The following is a 16,977-nucleotide window of genomic DNA, read 5'->3' as shown; positions in this document are numbered from 1 at the left end:
TTTTATATTTTTTCAAAACTATCATTGAATTTAGGCTTGATGAAATTTCTCTATTTGGGGGGTCTTATACCCTGTACCTCTCTAGAAAGTATCTAATCTTTTTTTAAATAAGATTGTTCTTAACGTCAGTACGAACCCCTGACTTTGTAGAATCATATACTATCATTCATCTACCTTTGAGAAATAACTTAAGTCTGATCTTATATAATCCCCAATTGTTCCATACTTCTCATCAATTATGTTCTTACGTAATTGATCTCCAGGAAAGGATGAATTTAAAGAAATATTACATTCAGAACATGAAAGGTATAGATTGTCTGGGTGATGAATGTGATTCTTTTCCTGTAGGAATTGAAAGATTCCTCCCCAGTTTTGTGGAACAATATGACCCAGGTGTATCTTAGACTTATTTTTAATTCTCTTAAATTCGATATTTTGGCATTTATCACCAGGACACTTTTTTCCTTTAGTAACTGCCCAATTGATTAAATGATTTCTCAGTTTTGTATTAGACTTGATGTTTTCATAATTAAACTTGATTACATATTCATCCGGTAGACCTGATCTAATTTTAGATGCTAGATCTAAAGTATCCATAGATCTAATCATCATAGTATGCTCTATAGCCTCATCAATTGTTATTAACTGTAAACTTAAAGGAGCATCAAACTCTTTATGCCTTTTTGTTATTTTCACAGGGCATATCATCGTTACATGATTTGTAGATTCAAGTACCTCATGTTTAAACCACATTGTGACATACATATAGATTGGTAGTTTTGCTTCAACAGTTAAATATTCAAGCCATCTGTATCTAAGCATACCTAGAGCATCAAAAGGAGGTTGATAACTAAAGTTTCCTAGCGAGTCTAAGACATCATCATAGTTTCCTTTAGAATGTCTGATTCCATACAAAAAGGAGCCATCATCTTTCGATTTGATCATCCCTTTTTCACCAGAGTTAAATAAGTTTTCCGATTTTATCATAGGGATTAATTGCGCATGATTTGATAAGAGGTCTTGAACCTCAAACAGAGATAAACTTGAGATCTTAGTCTTTCGATACATCCATGCTTTTTCAAATGCCTTTGGAGTTGAACTATACGCAAGATAACCTTCCATAGAAGAAATATGAGAAATAAAGTTCTCTTTGAATTTTTCTATATTACTAGAGACCAACTTATTAAACTTTTCAATTAAGTCTACTCTACTAATAGTATTTTCTTTTAAGCCATCAACTCTATCGACTGAATATCTTACTTCCTCAGGTAGGTTATTCAAATACTCGGAGATAAAGTCATCTTTTGATTTACTTATTAATTCTACTAATTTTGTCTTCATTACTAAATTCTATACGAAATAAATTAAATATAAAGAGTTTCTCTCTTACATAATTATCCGAGAGTAATTATCCACTTTTATATAAGCAAGGTTTGGTCAAGGCCGGAATTTATTACTGACTTGGCCTGTCATTAATTGCATGTCAAAATATATATATGGAAAAAATATATAATTTTATAGATGTATTTAGTGGTTGTGGTGGCCTCTCATACGGATTAGAACAAGCTGGTTTCAGATGTCTCCTAGGTATAGATCATGATAAAGATGCTATTGAGACATTTAAATTAAATCATAAAGATGCTGAAACTTATTGTGGTGATGTTAGAGATCTCAAGAATTCGATGATTAAAGATCTACTACAGGGAGAAAGTGTTGACCTTGTTGTTGGTGGTCCGCCTTGCCAAGGATTCTCTACTATAGGAAAAGGTAATAGTGACGATCCTAGAAACTTTCTTTTTCTAGAGTTTGTAAGAATTGTAAGACTTGCAAAGCCCAAGGCAGTAGTTATAGAAAATGTAACAGGGTTATTAGCGAATAAAAACAAAGATGTTCTAAAAAAGATCTTTTCTATCTTCGAAGATTTAGGATATCAACTAGATGCTCGAGTTCTTTCTTCGGATGAGTATGGTGTACCAGAGAAAAGAAGAAGAACTATCATTATTGGTTGCAAGGAAGGAATGCAGCCGATCTTTCCAACACCTTCACATGGCGAAAGAGGAACTAAAAAAGTAGCAACGGTAAAAGATGCTTTTAAATCCATCAAGAAAAAGGCTACATACAATGATCCTGCTACTGCTCAAGTTAAAAATGATCTAGATCGAAAGCGACTTAAATATATTCCAGAAGGGTGCGGAATTAGATATAAAAAAGATCAAGAAGCCTATTTACCTAAAAGCCTTCATTATGATGTTATCTGGGAAGAGCTTAGAGAAGGTAGGTTCAGACAAACGAAACTACAAAGACTTTCGTACAGCTCCCCTTCTTTCACAATTCTTACTTCACGAACAATGTATTACCATCCTATAGAGTGTAGATATTTAACAGCTCGTGAAGCCGCATCTATTCAATCATTCCCATGGGACTTTCATTTTGTAGGAAGTACAACTTCAGTTTTTAAGCAAATTGGTAATGCTGTTCCAGTAAAAATGGCTACAGCTATAGGAAATGCACTTAGAGAGTCTCTCTCTGGTAAAGTACTATCAATAGATAAAAATAAAGATTTTAAGAAATACGCTTTTCATTACAATAAAGAGATTGCTGTCTAGTTTTAGGCTGCTCTTTTCTTTATTCTTTCATCTCTGAGTGTAAGATAAATTACATTATCAAGGTTTTCATCCCCACCCAAAACTTTATCAGATGTTACTTCATCCTCTGAGTCAGTGAAGTTTTGCTGTACTCTCTCTACTTCTTTCATCAATTCTTCACGCTGCTTCTCTTCTTTTTCCAACGCAGGAATCTTTGGCTCCCATGAAGTATATAAACCAAACCCATTTGCCCTAATTGTCCTTGAATCAAAAAATGGTCTATACCTTAATTTTACACGATATAAATCATAATCTATTCCAAGAGTTTCAGGTTTTATCTCCTTAGAAAGCTTATTTGCTTCCTCCTCTTTCATGTCTGGTGCAAAGAAATTTCCATCGCAAACAAAAACTTGTTTGATAGCAGAAACTCTTCCTTCAGGAGCATCATTAACAATTAAATAATAAATACTAAAATTAATAGATAGTTCAATTTCACAAGATTTTAATTTATAACCGCATATCTCTTTTTTCCCAAATGCTTTAAAATTATGAATCATTCTAACTCTCAAAACTTTAGTTTTTGTTGAACTAGGGCATGTTGAGTTAAACGAAGCAACACTTATAGAGGTTTCACTTTTGCTTTCTGACGCTTTATATTCGACACCAAAGAATTCACCATAAAAGTTATAGTCATTTAACTTCAATCTTATTGAGTTATGCTTCTCTTTTCCTTTATCTGAGAATTTTGCATAAATTGGAATTTCAAAATCTTCTAAATCTGATGTCGAAATCTCTATATATCTAACTTGCTTGTTTGCACCAACGACTTCAATCGCAACAAGCTCACACTTCTCTACTAACTCCCAATCTACTGCATCTTCATGTTTATAATCATACTCTCCAAAAATACCAGAGTCTGGACAATCACCAGAATTAAGCATTATCTGCTGGCAATTTAGTTTTTCTCTTAAATCCTTAGCAACATTTTTAAAATAAACTTCATTTTCTTCAGAGTTACCACTTCTAAGCTTGCCGAAGTTTATGGCCCCATGACAATAAAAGTCTTCTGCGACCTGCTCTAGAGCTAATTCAAAGTTATACTTATTCAACATAAATGACTCCAGTAATAGCTCTTCGACAGCTTTGCCCGATGAATTCAGTTAAGTTTTCTTTATCTACTTCAAAGTTACATAAAAACAGCATGTTACGCCAACCTATCTATCAAAGATCATATTTCTTCTCACGTGCTTTAAATGCATTAAGCCCGCCCTCTAAAGTGTCACATACATGTTCTTTTATACCTTGTTTCATTAAAGCATCCTGAGTACCTGTATCCCTAAAAGTATTTTCTATTGATCCTGATACATAAAAAAGTTTTTCTCCAATATTTGATGCAACAATAACCTGCTCAGAATCCGAATTAACAACAACATTTGCATTGTGTGTAACCAGAATAACTTGACGATACTTCTTGATTTTTCTCAGTAGTGGAATCAATTCATTTACTATAAAATTATTATCTAAATCATCTTCAGGTTGATCATAGACTAGAGCCGAGCCAAAAGTGTTTGTCGCTAATTTCAAGCACAGATAAAAAGTTCCCCTTTGACCAACAGATAATTGGTCAGGTTTTTTTCCTTGGTAAGTTATTCGAGTTAAAACTTTCAAGTAATATTCTCTCTGGTCACTTGAAAAAAGAGTTTTTAAGAAATCACTTTCTCCGTTTTTCACAAACATCTGAGCTAAAACAAATGATTCAAGATTTAAAGGCTCGCCATCGTCAACATTGATCATTTTCTTATTAGATAGTAAGTCTATAAAAGTTTGATAACTATCTACTCCGAATACTTTTACTGCTTTTGAATATTTGTCTTCTCCCTTTGATGCCCTAAATTTCCCTTTGTTCAACCCTTCTAATAGCTTCTCATAAAACTTTTCAACATCAAATATTAACTCACCTGAGACCTCAACACTAGAAATGAGTTCTGCATTAAGTTCTTTTTGCTCTTCTGACCATGTATCTTTTCCATTCTTTAACTCATTCCATCTAGAAGTGATATCCGCAATATACTCATCATATCTCTGTCTCATGGAGTCAGTACTTTGCTTGAGTTCTTCAAACTGCATTTTATATTCATTTTCTTTAATTACTATTTTATCTATTTCTTTCTCACTGTGATTTATATTAACTTGATACTCCTTTACTTTATCTAATAAATAAGAAATATCTCCATCAACACCTCTACTTTTTAAATCATCTTTAATCTTAATGTTCTCTTTTTCAATCTCTTCTGCACGACTGGCCTGGTACTTCCCCAACTCTTCAAGTTTAGATACTTGTTTAGAAAAATCTGGAAGAGGAATATCAATTGTATCTGTAATCATATTGAGTTTTTCTATTACATTTTTTGTATGCTTACTAAATTCTTCAAATTGTTTTTCAAGTTCAGCTTTATCTAATAAACTCTTATCAATCTTCCCAATTTTAGATTCATTTAACCTGTACCTCTCTATTAACTCCTGATTCTCATCTGTAGTAATAGTCTTAATTAGTTTTTTGTGCTTTGAGATATCCTTTAATAATTTATCCTTAGAATGTTTCTGATTTCCTTCCTCATCCAGAACTTCAAACAACCCCTTAACTTCAACGATTTTTTCAATTTGTTTTAAGTTCTCATTAGATATTTCAATATCATCACTAGGCATACCTAGCATTCTTTTTATTTCAACATCGAGTTTGGCTGCATCGTCTACAACGGCTTTTACGTCTCCTTGAGAAACATGAAGGTAATCAAGATAATTTTCCTCGCCTAAAGCGTAGTCATTTTCTTCCCCATCAGTTTTTGTTACAGACACTCTAAAGTCATTGTGAATAATCTTTGAAAATCTCCCAGTACTAGAATCAAAAAACGTTCGTTTTAACAAATCTAGAAGAATACTTTTACCTGTTCCTCGTCCGCCAATAATTGAAACCATATATGGGTTTAAAGGTATTTTAAAGTCTGAGGTTGAAACATAGGATTCATTAAAAATTCGACATGGCGTTGCTACGAACTCTGAAAAATAGGATCTCTTAAAAGAAAATAAAGGGTTATCCTTTTGTATAGCAACCCTAGATGATGGCTCGAGAACTATTTGCTTTAAGCCTTCAAATGATGGGTCAGACTTGATCCAACAATTTCGATATTGATCTGGTCTGCCAACTTTAATCAAAGAATGAGCATCCGAACCATGGACACAAGGCTTTAGTCCACCGTACTTTCTATCGAGTTCCTCTCTGGGGCAAGACTCTCCCAAGAAATACTTCCTATCATTGGGATTGCCAGAAAAGATAGCATCAGAAAGTCTGTAAATTTCTTCTCTGTATGCTGCAAAACCACTTTCCTGAATTCCTGAGTTACCATCAGTAGAACTATTTGGAACAATAATAAATGAGTTTAACCTTAAATCATTATCAGTCTTCAATAATCGCTTCAACTCAGTTAGCGAAACCTTAAACTGATTAGTTCCACATTTAAGAGCCTCATTTTCTGGCAATTCTTGATTATTAGAGAAATCTCTCCCAAGACGAATTAGATCATCCCTTAGACATTTATAAATTTTATCAGAGTACTCGAATTTAAGCTCTGAGAAGAAGCGTCTATCAAGTTCGTTAACAATCTTAGGATTGAATATTATGTGCAAGTTTACTGTTCCATTACTCTGTGTTCTTAGATCAAGCCTAAGTTCTACATTCGGTAAAAAGAGATCAATATTGCTTAAGCGCCCTTCACTCTTAAACTGTCTAACTTTCTTGTATCCACTTACACTATAATAATCAGTGACACCAACGACTGAAATGTCTTTAATCGCCTCAAGACACTCTAAATATTTATCCCACTTATCATTGTAATCATTTCCTTCAAAACGATTTGCAAGGACACTATCTGGACTATGAATATGTAAATCCCAACGTCTCCACACAGCACCTTGTGCAAATTTAAACCTCATAATACTCCCCTAACTTGAATGTTATACTTAACGGAATATATACAGATCAACTATAATTAAGATTTCTTCACACCTCCATCTTCCTAACTGCTTAAAACACCTCTCACAAGAGACAAAACTAAAGGAACTTTTTCATCGGGTATTTTGTGAATAATGTTTTTCAGCTCTGTATATGCATCTTCGGAACACTCCACTTTACATTTTGCAGAGTAAATCCGGTAGGTCGCTCCATAGACTAATAAGATTTTCTTAATCGTCTCTTTATCAGGAACATCCAACCTACCATGCTCAATATGACGGATATACGCCTCCGACTTCCCTATCTCTTTTGCCACTTCTTTTATCTTCGTACCGGAATCCAAACGAAGTCTTCGTAAAACTCTTGCTTCATTTGTCATCTTAATCTCTGAAGTTCTTCTGTATCTAAACTTTCTACTCATTATAAAACTCTCCTTTAAGTGGACTACGGTCCGTAATCACACTCTGTTTTTGGAAGCGTGAAAAAGTAGCGTCGACTACAAATTAACTACGACTCCCGTGATTTAACGGGATTTAGAGTGATATAAAGAAATGAACCTTAGAGTTCTCACTGGTTAACTATCTGAATTTATTGACATAAAAAAAGCTCCTGAAGAGGAGCGTTTTCGTTTTAACTTTGGTGGAGGTGGCGGGAATCGAACCCGCGTCCGAACCAACGTCAAAAAAGCGGCCTACGTGTGTAGTCTTCATTTATCGTCAGAAGACAAGACTGTCTGAGTTTGTGAACTCAGCGAACCTCGGTGAAAGATTAACGAGCTGTCCCGACGGACTCGAAGTGTAGTTAGTCAGCACACTCAACTGGGTTGTTAGCTTCTGTTTCTTGGATGCTAACCCCTCAAGCTATTTAAGCGGCGGCGTTAAATATATTAAGCGGCCATAGCTGGAGCAAAATTAGATTCTGCAATTATGATTTGGACTCCTTTTAACCAGGACCGTGGAGACCAACCTGGACACGCCCGACAAATCGTCAGTTGGCCCGTCGAAACCAGGGCACCCCCATTTATTAGATATGGGGTCCAATAGATCGTGGACCGTTGTTATTTATATCACAAAGGGAAATGCTTGGAAATAGCTAAAAGGCCCTTATGAGCGGGCCTTTTTTTCTTGGAGGATGCGATCGAGGCCTTCGAAGACTTGTTCGCTGGCCTTTTCCATTTTGGCGGCACCGTCGGCGATTTCGTCGATGTTGCCTTGGACGTCGTGTAGGAAGTTGAAGATTTCGCGGGTTCCCTCGTGTACTCGCTCGTGGCAGTGGTCGAGTTCGCGAAAGCTTGGAACTTCAGAGAAGTTCTCTTTTCCTGCGCCTTCGTTGTACCACTTTCCTAAACGACAATTGTGGTGGTTTACGAAAGTGAAGGCCTCTCTTCCCTCTAGGATTGAGATATATGTGTTGACCTTCCAAAGGATGTGGTCGAGTTTAGCAAGACTCATGAAGATCTCGTCGTTTGTCGCGTACACCTTTGAAAGCGAGTTTTTGTTTTTAACTGTTGTATCGCCGATGACCTCATTAAAGTGGTCGAATTTTTCGATCATTGATTCCGTCGTCTTTAAAGTCGAGTTTGATGTCTCCTTTAACACGTTCGCGATCTCGCTAAAACTTGAAGTTCTCTGCTCGATTGTTGCCAGAAGTTCGGATGTCGAGTTTGAAAGTCTTTGCACTTCTTCGGCAACGACGGCGAATCCCTTTCCAGCTTCTCCCGCTCTTGCCGCTTCAACAGAGGCATTAAAAGAGAGCAGTTTTGATTGCATGGCGATTTCTGCGATATTTGAGATGGCCTCTAAAATGAAGTTTGCTCCCTCTTCAATCTCATGTGAAAAGCGACTCGTTTTTTCAACGCTTCCTTTTAGAGCGTGCACTTCGCTAGCGATCTCGTTTGACTCTCCTCTGATAAAATCAAAAGATGTATCAATTTCCCCTAGCTGACCAAGCGCCTCGTTATTATTTCCAACAGAATCGGAGAGGTTACTTTGTACGGTAGAGAGACCATTTTTTAAATGATGGTTCTCATCCTCGAGAAGGCCAACCTTCTTTCGAAGATAGCTCGCCTCTTTTTCTCTCTCTTTAAGAAGAATCTCAAGTTCTTGCTCTCTGTTTTTAACGAGAGTTAACTCGGCCTTTTGGGCCATGAGATCTTCGTGATTAACGTTTCTGTTTTTGAAAAAGTTCAGTTTTTTTAGTGCGTTCATACCTCTCTTATCGCTTGAAATCACGGGCTTCTTTAGGGAAATCTCAACTTTTTTAAACACTTGGCCTTCCCTAATGATTGATCTCTAACTACCTGTAAATCTTTTAGATCAGATCTATTTTATTTGCCCCATTCCACGAAAGAGTCCAATCTCTTAAAGCTCTCAATCACAAAAATGGAGACTCCTTGAAATTTATCTACTTCCTCATCATCATCACACTTTCTCTTTTCTCACAAAGTGCACTTTCAAAAACAACAAAAACACTCAGTGAAATACTCTCCTTTCAAGATAGTTATGAATGCAATGATAAATTTCCACATCACTCTTACTGCAAGGCCGTTCAATTTAGCGCTTGGAGTGAACAAGATAAAAAGCTCGTTAAAGGCAAGCTTGATCAACTCGAGCGCATGGCCCCAGCGGGAATGCTCGATCACTTTAAAGACACGTTATTAAAAAGTGCGGGAAAGAAACTCTACCGCGTAAGCTACAGCGCAAGATGGTATGTAAACCGCTTAGAGAGAAAGACCTATTTTAGCCGCAATTTTACGCGCCCTCTTCTTTGGGTTGATCCCCTAACAAAAGTCATCGGCTTTATGGATCACTTCTTTGATCGCGAAGACTTTCAAGACCCAAGTGCACCCATCGACAAGCGTTCACTCAATATCTTCCACGAACTCGTGCACGCCTTTGATATCGCCAATGGACACATTTCTACCAATGATCACTTTCAAAAGGCCGTCGGTTGGTATTGGACAGGAGAAGATCACGAGATTAAAGGAATTGATCATCAAAAATTAAAAGCAGACTTTGATAAGTACTTGGCCATTGCTAAAGAAGGCGACCGTGAAAAGTCATATCAATTGATGAGACAGGCCGGTATGAAACTTGGGCTTCCTTCACTTTATAGCGCCTTTAACTCCCATGAATGCTTTGCTGAGTTTCTCACCTATTATGTCTTTGACCCGAAGGCCAAAGACTATATGAATGATGAAGTTAAAAAAGTTTTAGATGATATTCTTCTTGGAAAAGAAATTTAGATTTGAAAGTAATAATCTTTAATGCGATTTGAACAGTCGCGCTCACCTTTTTTAAGTGTCGGTAGAGGATCTTTAAACACATTGCTCGTCTTAATTTCACTCGAACGCGTATCTCGAATCGTCCAATAACTTTTTGAGCAATGCTCGCGGTAATCAATCGACTTATAACGATAGAGATTTGTACTCATATCAAAGCCGTAAAAGTCATTAATCTCCAAGCTCGATCCGTTAAAATCAAATTTGTAAAAGGCCGGTGAAGAGTTGATAAGTTCCACTCTTCCAATATTATTTTTTTCACGATTCTTTCCATCAAGAACCATACTGTAAGTTTCATCGACTAAAGTTTCCACCTTATCGAGATACTTATAAGTTTCAATAAACGTTCTAAGATGATCGAGGTCCTCTTTTGTTAGATTTTTTGAAAAAGCTTTTCCAACCGCAGGGGATTGAAGCGCAGCTTTTGGCAAAGAGAGAAAGAGTGAAAAGTACATCGATCTTGGAAGCTTTAAAAAAGGTGAATTGCCTTCACTATCCTCGTTACTCACCTGCTCTTGATTTCTAATTCTCTCTTCTTTTTTTCTTTCGATTTCCTCGCGCTGCTCATCTGTGATTCTAAGTTGAGTTAGATCCACGTAGACAACCTTACTAAGATCAATTTTAAAATCTTTTGTAAGCTCAACCTTTTGCTTAGAAAGATTCTCTAAAATAGAGACGACAAAATCGGGAACATCTGTATCGTTAAAATATGAATTAAAAGACTCATCAAACTCTCCTCTTAAAAGAGAGAGCATCTCAGTGTATACCATCGCCTTATCGTGACCGGCCTTCTTTAATACCTCGATAAAGAGATACGACTTCCCCTTCATCAAATAATAAGCATCGGCCCTTGCTGAAGTATAATCCATAATCATTTTTTCAACATAAGAGCGCTCCCAAATCAAATTGATATTGAGGCTCAGTCTTGAAAGAACGCGATTAATAAATGCATCTCGAAACTGTAAAAGATGACTAAACTCTGCACTTAATTCTTTCATCTTTTTAAGTTCATTAAGTGAATATTCACTTACACTGAGTGGATTCTCTGTCAGTGCTATAAACTTCTTATAATCGCGATCAAGGTAATAACGATTCATTCTCTTTTGATAAACAGAATAGATCAGCTTAATTTTTCCAATGATATTTCTCTTTTGCCACTCATTAAAAAGAGCTCTGTCGTGAATTCTAATCCCCGCCGTAGGAACGCGAAGGTGACGATTTTTCTTTGAAACTTCAGACCACATGCCACGGTACTTTCTTGGAAGATCGATGATCTCAATTGGAAAATCAGATCCTGAAGAACTCTCTCCCATAACGCCATAAGGATAATTTTCATATTCAGAAAGCGCTCTTAAAATGGCTCCATTTTTAAAACGAAGCTCGTGATCAATGGATGATTCCCCTTCAAAACCAAATGAAAGATCATCTTCATCACTTCCAATCGCTCTTTGCTCATCAGGGCGCGTATTTTCTAAGTCCATACTTTGATAATCAATCGTTGCATTCTCAGGTGGATCATCACTACTAAATGTCGCCCCCTCGTGAAAAGAGTTTAAATACCCATCATGACTAAGAGCGATTCCCGCAATCTTTTGATCACCAATTTTTAAAAGCGTAAAATCCTTAAGCTCTCCCTTTTGCATTTTAAAAGCTTTCATAAAGAGCCAGTAATAAGAATTGATGTGATAAACACTTGTATCGACTTCATCGAAGCTCTCTCTTTTTCCAGAGACAAAATCGAGAAGTACTTTCTTATTCTTATCTAATAGAACTGGGCGCACGTGATCGGTAAAAAACTGAACTCCAAAATTTAAATGACCTGGAAGCTTCTCATCGATTAAGTCCATAAAAGAGAGACTCAATCTGGTTTGCGCGTCACAATTTCCACACTCATCACTTTCATAAGAAGTCATGAGCGCTTTATCTTTACAATAATTTTTTAGGCCATAGCGAAAGAGCTCGAGACGAAGTTCTTCTAGATCACCGTAAGTAATCGTCCCAAGGGCGAGGGCCTTGTTTTGATAGCTCTTATAAAGTTCATCTAAGTAAGGCGTTTTCGTTTTGCCTTTGAGATTGATTTTATGATTGGTGCGTGACCAGTCTTTAAAGAAGTTGAAAAAGTCACTTTGCTTCTTATTTGTAAGAACTTCTTCGGCCTGGATGACCAGCGTTGCGATCTCTGTATGAACCTGCTCTTTTATGCGCTCCATGAGCTTGTTTTCAGCTAGAGCAGCGCTCGAAAGAGAGAAAGCGATCACAGCAGTGACAAATGTAGAAGTTTTAAACATAATTTATTCCCATAAGGAGTTGAATTCACATAGAATGTCCTATTCTAGGGTTTAATATCGCAAGGTCTATGCCAAGGCTAAAAGTTATAGGATTTGACGCGCTGACGCTAGAAAAGTGTCCAGGACCCTTTTAGAATGAAGGTTAACTTAAAATTTGGGAGAAAAATGGAAAAGAGGAAAAAGTGGAGTTCAAGTGTCCTATTTATTATGGCCTGCGTCGGATCGGCCGTAGGACTCGGTAATATTTGGAAATTCCCCTACATCACATTCGAAAACGGTGGAGGCGCCTTCGTCCTCATCTACCTCTTTGCCATCTTCATGGTCGGTCTTCCAATCCTCCTAGCAGAAATGCTCATCGGTCGCGAGGCCGAGGCCAATGCCTACGACAGCGTTAAAAAGCTCGCCGGCAAGGTCAAGAGCTGGAGAATCATCGGCGCTCTCGCCCTCTTTAGTTCATTTGCAATTCTCTCTTTCTATTCAGTCGTTGCCGGTTGGACGCTCGATTATTTTTTTAATGCCGTTACTGGAAACTTAGCGCATTTAACTTTTGAATCCACTGGACCACACTTCGGAGCTTTTGTCGCAAACCCACTTAAGCAAGTTGGTTACCATACAGTCTTTATGTCGCTAACGGCCTTCATTATTCTTAGAGGTACAAAGGGTATTGAAAAGGCCATTGAAATTCTCATGCCGATTCTTGGAGTTCTTATCCTTCTAGTTGCTGGTGTTGCCATTTCAAAGTATGGATCAGCTCAAACTCTAGATTTCCTATTCACTGTTGATTTCTCAAAAGTAACGGGACACGGAATTCTTGAAGCTTTTGGACACGCCTTTTTCACTCTTTCCATTGGTCTTGGTGCCATGATTGTATATGGATCATATTTTCCACGTGAGCACTCTCTTGGAAAGGCCGCCATTTGGATTGGTATTCTCGATACAGTCTTTGCTTTAATGGCCTGTTTAATGATCTATCCAATCATCTTTGGATCGGGAATGAATGTTAAGGAATCATCTTCGATTCTCTTTACGACTCTCTCAGTAGAGCTTCAACAGCTTCCAGGTGGACAGTATATTTGTGCTCTATTCTATCTTCTCGTTGCCTTTGCAGCACTTAGTTCAACGATCTCTCTTCTAGAGCCGATCGCCTCTTTTGCAGAGGAGCACTGGAAGATTTCAAGAAAGAAAGCAACACTTGTTTCGGCATTCTCTATTTGGTTTCTCGGTCTTGCTTCCGCTCTTTCAAACGGAGCAAGTGATCTATTCACTTCTTTGAAAGTTATGGATCGCCTCGACTACCTCACTTCAAACTGGACGCTTCCAGTTGGAGCCTTTCTTGTGGCCCTCTTTTGTGGTTGGTGGTTGAGTGATGAAATTAAAACGAGAGAGCTTGGATTAAAGAAAAACGACACTCTTTATTTTATGTGGAATTTTCTCATTCGTATTGTTTCTCCACTGATACTTTTAATCGTTTTTATTTACAAGTTGTTGCAATAATCTAAACCTATGAGACAATAGCTCCATGGATCAAAAGAAGACGTGGAGCTCAAGTCTCCTATTTATTATGGCATGCGTAGGCTCAGCTGTTGGCCTAGGCAATCTCTGGAAATTCCCTTACATCGCATATGAAAATGGTGGCGGCGCATTTGTGCTAGTCTATCTTCTTTGTATTGTCGTCATGGGCCTTCCCATTCTTCTTGCTGAATTAATCATCGGCCGTGAGGCCAGATCAAATGCCTTTGAAGCGGTCTCAAAACTTTCAGGTGGTAAACACTTTTGGAAGCTTCTAAGTTTCCTATGCCTTTTCAGCCCATTTATTCTACTCTCTTTTTATTCTGTCATCGCAGGCTGGTCGCTGGACTATTTCTATAATGCCATTACAGGTAATCTTACTCACTTAACTTTTGAAACTACAGGCCCACACTTTGGCGCTTTCGTTTCTAATCCAACAAAACAAATTAGCTACCACACGATCATTATGCTTTTAACAGCAGGTGTGATCATGAAGGGAGTTAAAGGAATTGAAAAGGCCATTGAAGTTCTCATGCCTTTTTTTGGAATTATCATTCTCACTCTTTCTGTTATTACTTTAAGTAAGTACGGCGCTGGTAAGACTCTCAACTTTCTTTTTGAATTTGATTTTTCAAAGCTTACGACAAAAGGAATTTTAGAGGCCCTTGGTCACGCTTTTTTCACGCTCTCCATTGGACTTGGAGCGATGATTATTTACGGTGCCTACTTTCCAAAAGAGCACTCTATCATTCGTGCAGGGATTTGGATTACAGTTCTCGATACGCTTGTGGCCTTTTGCGCTTGTATCATGATTTATCCAATTATCTTTGGAACGGGAATGGAAGTGAAGGAATCGGCCTCGATTCTCTTTACAACTCTCTCAGTAGAACTCCATCACCTTCCAGGTGGACAATATGTTTGCGCTCTTTTCTATCTTCTTGTTGCCTTTGCAGCTCTTAGTTCAACGCTCTCGCTACTTGAGCTTGTGACTTCTTATGTAGAAGATCGCTTTAAGTTATCACGCCTTAAAGGGACAATGCTTTCAACATTTATCATTTGGCTTTTTGGAATTTGCTCAGCTCTCTCTAATGGTGGGAATGAGTTTTTCACCAGTCTTAAAGTCATGGATCGACTCGATTACATTCTTTCAAATTGGTCTCTTCCAATTGGTGCCTTTCTTATTTCACTCTTTTGTGGATGGGTACTTTCTGAAGAAATCAAGTCACGAGAGCTTGGACTCAAAAGAGACGATCCGCGTTACATCATCTTTAATTTCCTGATTCGCTACGCGGCACCGGCATTAATGATGGTTATTTTCGTTTCGCAACTCGTTAATTAGCAGGTATTTCTAAGAAATACCTGACAAAAACTTAACAATTCCTAACATCGCTGGACGCCAAACAAATCTGGTAGATACAATCTTTGCCTCACTTGGAGGTGACTTAATGACAAAGCAATGGATTGTTGCACTACTTATGATGGCTAGCTCTGCTTTTGCTATCGAGGTCCACAAAGAAAATAGAGACAACGGCCTCTATATCATTGATGGTGATATCCCACTCCTTCACCAAGACCAGCGTTTTGATTTTGTAGAATTTGATAATGAAGACAAGCTAATCGTTTCAGCTAGCCACGAAAATGTTTATGACGTTTGGAGCGACGAAGAGCGTTTTAATCTTTCATACTGTGTAAGCGATGAATTTGCTCACAATAAAGACCTTATTGTTGCTGCTTTTGAAGAAGCGACAAGAGACTGGATGGAAGCGGCTAACGTTCGTTTTGTTTACAGGCCAGAATATGATAGCAACTGTAACGAATATAACAACAATGTTGTTTTCGATATTCAACCAGCTTACGGAGAGAGATATCTGGCAAGAGCATTCTTTCCAAACTATCCGAGAAAATATAGAAGCGTTCTCGTTAATGATTCTTCTTTTAGATATGAGAATTCAGCGATGACAGGATTCATTCGCCACGAACTAGGACACGTACTAGGTTTTCGTCATGAGCACATTCACCAAGAATCAGCTCACCTTTGTGACGAAGACAATAAATTTAAACCAGTAACTGATTACGATAAAGACTCTGTTATGCATTACCCTCACTGCGGTGGAACCAACGACATTAGAGATATGGTGCTTTCTCCGACGGACATCGAGGGTGCAAGAATCGTTTATCCATAAAAAAAGCTCCCATCGGGAGCTTTTTTTTATTTCAAACAACCAAGAGCTGATTGCACATCATCAAGTAAAGTCTTATTTTTCTTCACTAAGCTTTTCGTCCATTTAAGAACATTCTTCGCACCAAGATCATCACCATAATTACAGTATTGATTCACATAGTGGTGAAGAGCAGTATTAGCGGCCGTTTTAGAGGCCTCTACGGCCTTTTGAAGAGTATTGTAATCGAGCTTAAGAACACTGAGAGCTTGAGCATCGAATTGTTCCTTACAATTTGTATTTCTTTCATCTTCAATATTCAATTGATTAGCAGTTCTCTCAAGACGAGTGATAGCTTCTCTCGCTTTTGAAAATTGTGACGTCGCTTCTGCGATGCTTTCGTGACAAGCATTATCATAGGCAACAGATCCGAAAGAAAGAACACACATTGTTAGGGCCAGTAATCTTCTCATGGCATATCTCCAGCAGTTTTTTTAATTATTGAACAAGAGAATTGATACAACACAATACTTCAAAGTACATTAGACCCTATAGATAATTCATGTGATAAGTAGCTGATTTTAAATTAAAGCTGGAAAAATTTCGGGGCAAATTTGGGATCAAGGCCAAAGGCGCATGCTCCAATTTCAAGCATAAAGAGCTTTAGGGCCTGTTCATTAGTAAGATTGAGCTCAGTTTCAAGATAAGAGATGAGCTTCTCCTCGGCCTCACGAATTGTTTGACCATACTCGGTATTCTTTGTTCTTTCACTTACATAGAAAAGAAAAATGTGCGGCATTTCCTTGGTCGTTTCAAGAATCATCGTCATACGATCTTGAATTCCAAGTTTTCGCTCGCCACTGATATTGAAGAAAAGCTCGAGCATAAAGAGCACGGCCTCACGAAGAATTTGGTCCTTTTCCTTACCTAAGTAGTAATAAATGAGAGAGCGAGTCACTCCAGAGTGCTTTGAGACATCACTTAGAGACCATTTCAGATGGGGCTTCACTGTTTCCATGTACAAAACAGAGTCGCAAATTTGAAAGTAGACTTTTTCTTTTTTAGATAAATCCTTCATGACTAGTGAGTATAGTTAGAAGGGTGAAAATCTCAAGAAGAGCGTGAAAAAAGTTCACTAAAAAGAGTG

General features: G+C 37.7%; 13 protein-coding genes and 1 other RNA gene. 5 read left to right on the top strand and 9 right to left on the bottom strand.

Annotation, left to right across the window (positions count from 1 at the left end; all coding sequences use genetic code 11):
• Positions 1–162: 162 nt before the first annotated feature.
• Positions 163–1,341 (bottom strand): hypothetical protein, encoded by a 1,179-nt coding sequence (locus tag HBN50_RS00820; protein ID WP_273867139.1) that lies wholly within the window; start codon positions 1,339–1,341, stop codon positions 163–165.
• Between the two features lie 155 nt (positions 1,342–1,496).
• Between HBN50_RS00820 and HBN50_RS00815 the strand changes: the two genes are divergently transcribed.
• Positions 1,497–2,606, top strand: a complete 1,110-nt coding sequence (locus HBN50_RS00815) for a DNA cytosine methyltransferase (protein WP_273867136.1) — start codon at positions 1,497–1,499, stop codon at positions 2,604–2,606.
• A 2-nt stretch (positions 2,607–2,608) separates the two neighbouring features.
• On the opposite strand, the gene HBN50_RS00810 is transcribed toward HBN50_RS00815, so the two are convergent.
• The 5 genes from HBN50_RS00810 to HBN50_RS00790 form a co-directional block, all read right to left on the bottom strand.
• Complete coding sequence (locus HBN50_RS00810) at positions 2,609–3,697, bottom strand: hypothetical protein (RefSeq protein ID WP_273867135.1); 1,089 nt, start codon at positions 3,695–3,697, stop codon at positions 2,609–2,611.
• Positions 3,698–3,806: 109 nt separating this feature from the next.
• Positions 3,807–6,575, bottom strand: a complete 2,769-nt coding sequence (locus tag HBN50_RS00805; RefSeq protein WP_273867134.1) for a TrlF family AAA-like ATPase — start codon at positions 6,573–6,575, stop codon at positions 3,807–3,809.
• A gap of 83 nt (positions 6,576–6,658) precedes the next feature.
• Positions 6,659–7,015 carry a helix-turn-helix domain-containing protein gene (locus HBN50_RS00800; RefSeq protein ID WP_273867133.1) on the bottom strand — a complete coding sequence of 119 codons (357 nt, stop codon included), beginning with the start codon at positions 7,013–7,015 and terminating at the stop codon, positions 6,659–6,661.
• A gap of 216 nt (positions 7,016–7,231) precedes the next feature.
• Positions 7,232–7,612: a transfer-messenger RNA gene (gene ssrA / locus HBN50_RS00795) on the bottom strand.
• A gap of 85 nt (positions 7,613–7,697) precedes the next feature.
• The gene (locus tag HBN50_RS00790) at positions 7,698–8,861 is read right to left on the bottom strand and encodes a methyl-accepting chemotaxis protein (protein WP_273867131.1); all 1,164 of its coding nucleotides are present in this window, start codon (positions 8,859–8,861) and stop codon (positions 7,698–7,700) included.
• 125 nt (positions 8,862–8,986) lie between these two features.
• Between HBN50_RS00790 and HBN50_RS00785 the strand changes: the two genes are divergently transcribed.
• The gene (locus HBN50_RS00785) at positions 8,987–9,838 is read left to right on the top strand and encodes a hypothetical protein (protein WP_273867130.1); all 852 of its coding nucleotides are present in this window, start codon (positions 8,987–8,989) and stop codon (positions 9,836–9,838) included.
• Here HBN50_RS00785 and HBN50_RS00780 read toward each other — a convergent pair.
• Positions 9,835–12,162 carry a hypothetical protein gene (locus tag HBN50_RS00780; RefSeq protein WP_273867129.1) on the bottom strand — a complete coding sequence of 776 codons (2,328 nt, stop codon included), beginning with the start codon at positions 12,160–12,162 and terminating at the stop codon, positions 9,835–9,837. The genes HBN50_RS00785 and HBN50_RS00780 overlap by 4 nt on opposite strands.
• A 165-nt stretch (positions 12,163–12,327) precedes the next feature.
• Here HBN50_RS00780 and HBN50_RS00775 point away from each other — a divergent pair, with 165 nt between their 5' ends.
• The 3 genes from HBN50_RS00775 to HBN50_RS00765 all read left to right on the top strand — a co-directional run bounded on the left by HBN50_RS00775 (position 12,328) and on the right by HBN50_RS00765 (position 15,854).
• The gene (locus tag HBN50_RS00775) at positions 12,328–13,656 is read left to right on the top strand and encodes a sodium-dependent transporter (protein WP_273867128.1); all 1,329 of its coding nucleotides are present in this window, start codon (positions 12,328–12,330) and stop codon (positions 13,654–13,656) included.
• Positions 13,657–13,681: 25 nt separating this feature from the next.
• Complete coding sequence (locus tag HBN50_RS00770) at positions 13,682–15,010, top strand: sodium-dependent transporter (protein WP_273867126.1); 1,329 nt, start codon at positions 13,682–13,684, stop codon at positions 15,008–15,010.
• 106 nt (positions 15,011–15,116) lie between these two features.
• Positions 15,117–15,854 carry a matrixin family metalloprotease gene (locus HBN50_RS00765; protein WP_273867125.1) on the top strand — a complete coding sequence of 246 codons (738 nt, stop codon included), beginning with the start codon at positions 15,117–15,119 and terminating at the stop codon, positions 15,852–15,854.
• A 26-nt stretch (positions 15,855–15,880) separates the two neighbouring features.
• On the opposite strand, the gene HBN50_RS00760 is transcribed toward HBN50_RS00765, so the two are convergent.
• Positions 15,881–16,303: a hypothetical protein gene (locus tag HBN50_RS00760; protein WP_273867124.1), complete on the bottom strand. Its 423-nt coding sequence runs from the start codon at positions 16,301–16,303 to the stop codon at positions 15,881–15,883.
• Between the two features lie 113 nt (positions 16,304–16,416).
• A complete protein-coding gene (locus HBN50_RS00755) occupies positions 16,417–16,908 on the bottom strand; it encodes a TetR/AcrR family transcriptional regulator (protein ID WP_273867123.1) in 492 nt (163 codons plus the stop codon).
• Between the last annotated feature and the right edge of the window lie 69 nt (positions 16,909–16,977).

Source organism: Halobacteriovorax sp. GB3 (assembly GCF_028649655.1).
Lineage (GTDB): Bacteria > Bdellovibrionota > Bacteriovoracia > Bacteriovoracales > Bacteriovoracaceae > BSW11-IV.
The sequence above is the reverse complement of the archived record's forward strand: the minus strand, read 5'-3'. Positions and strand labels throughout refer to the sequence as shown.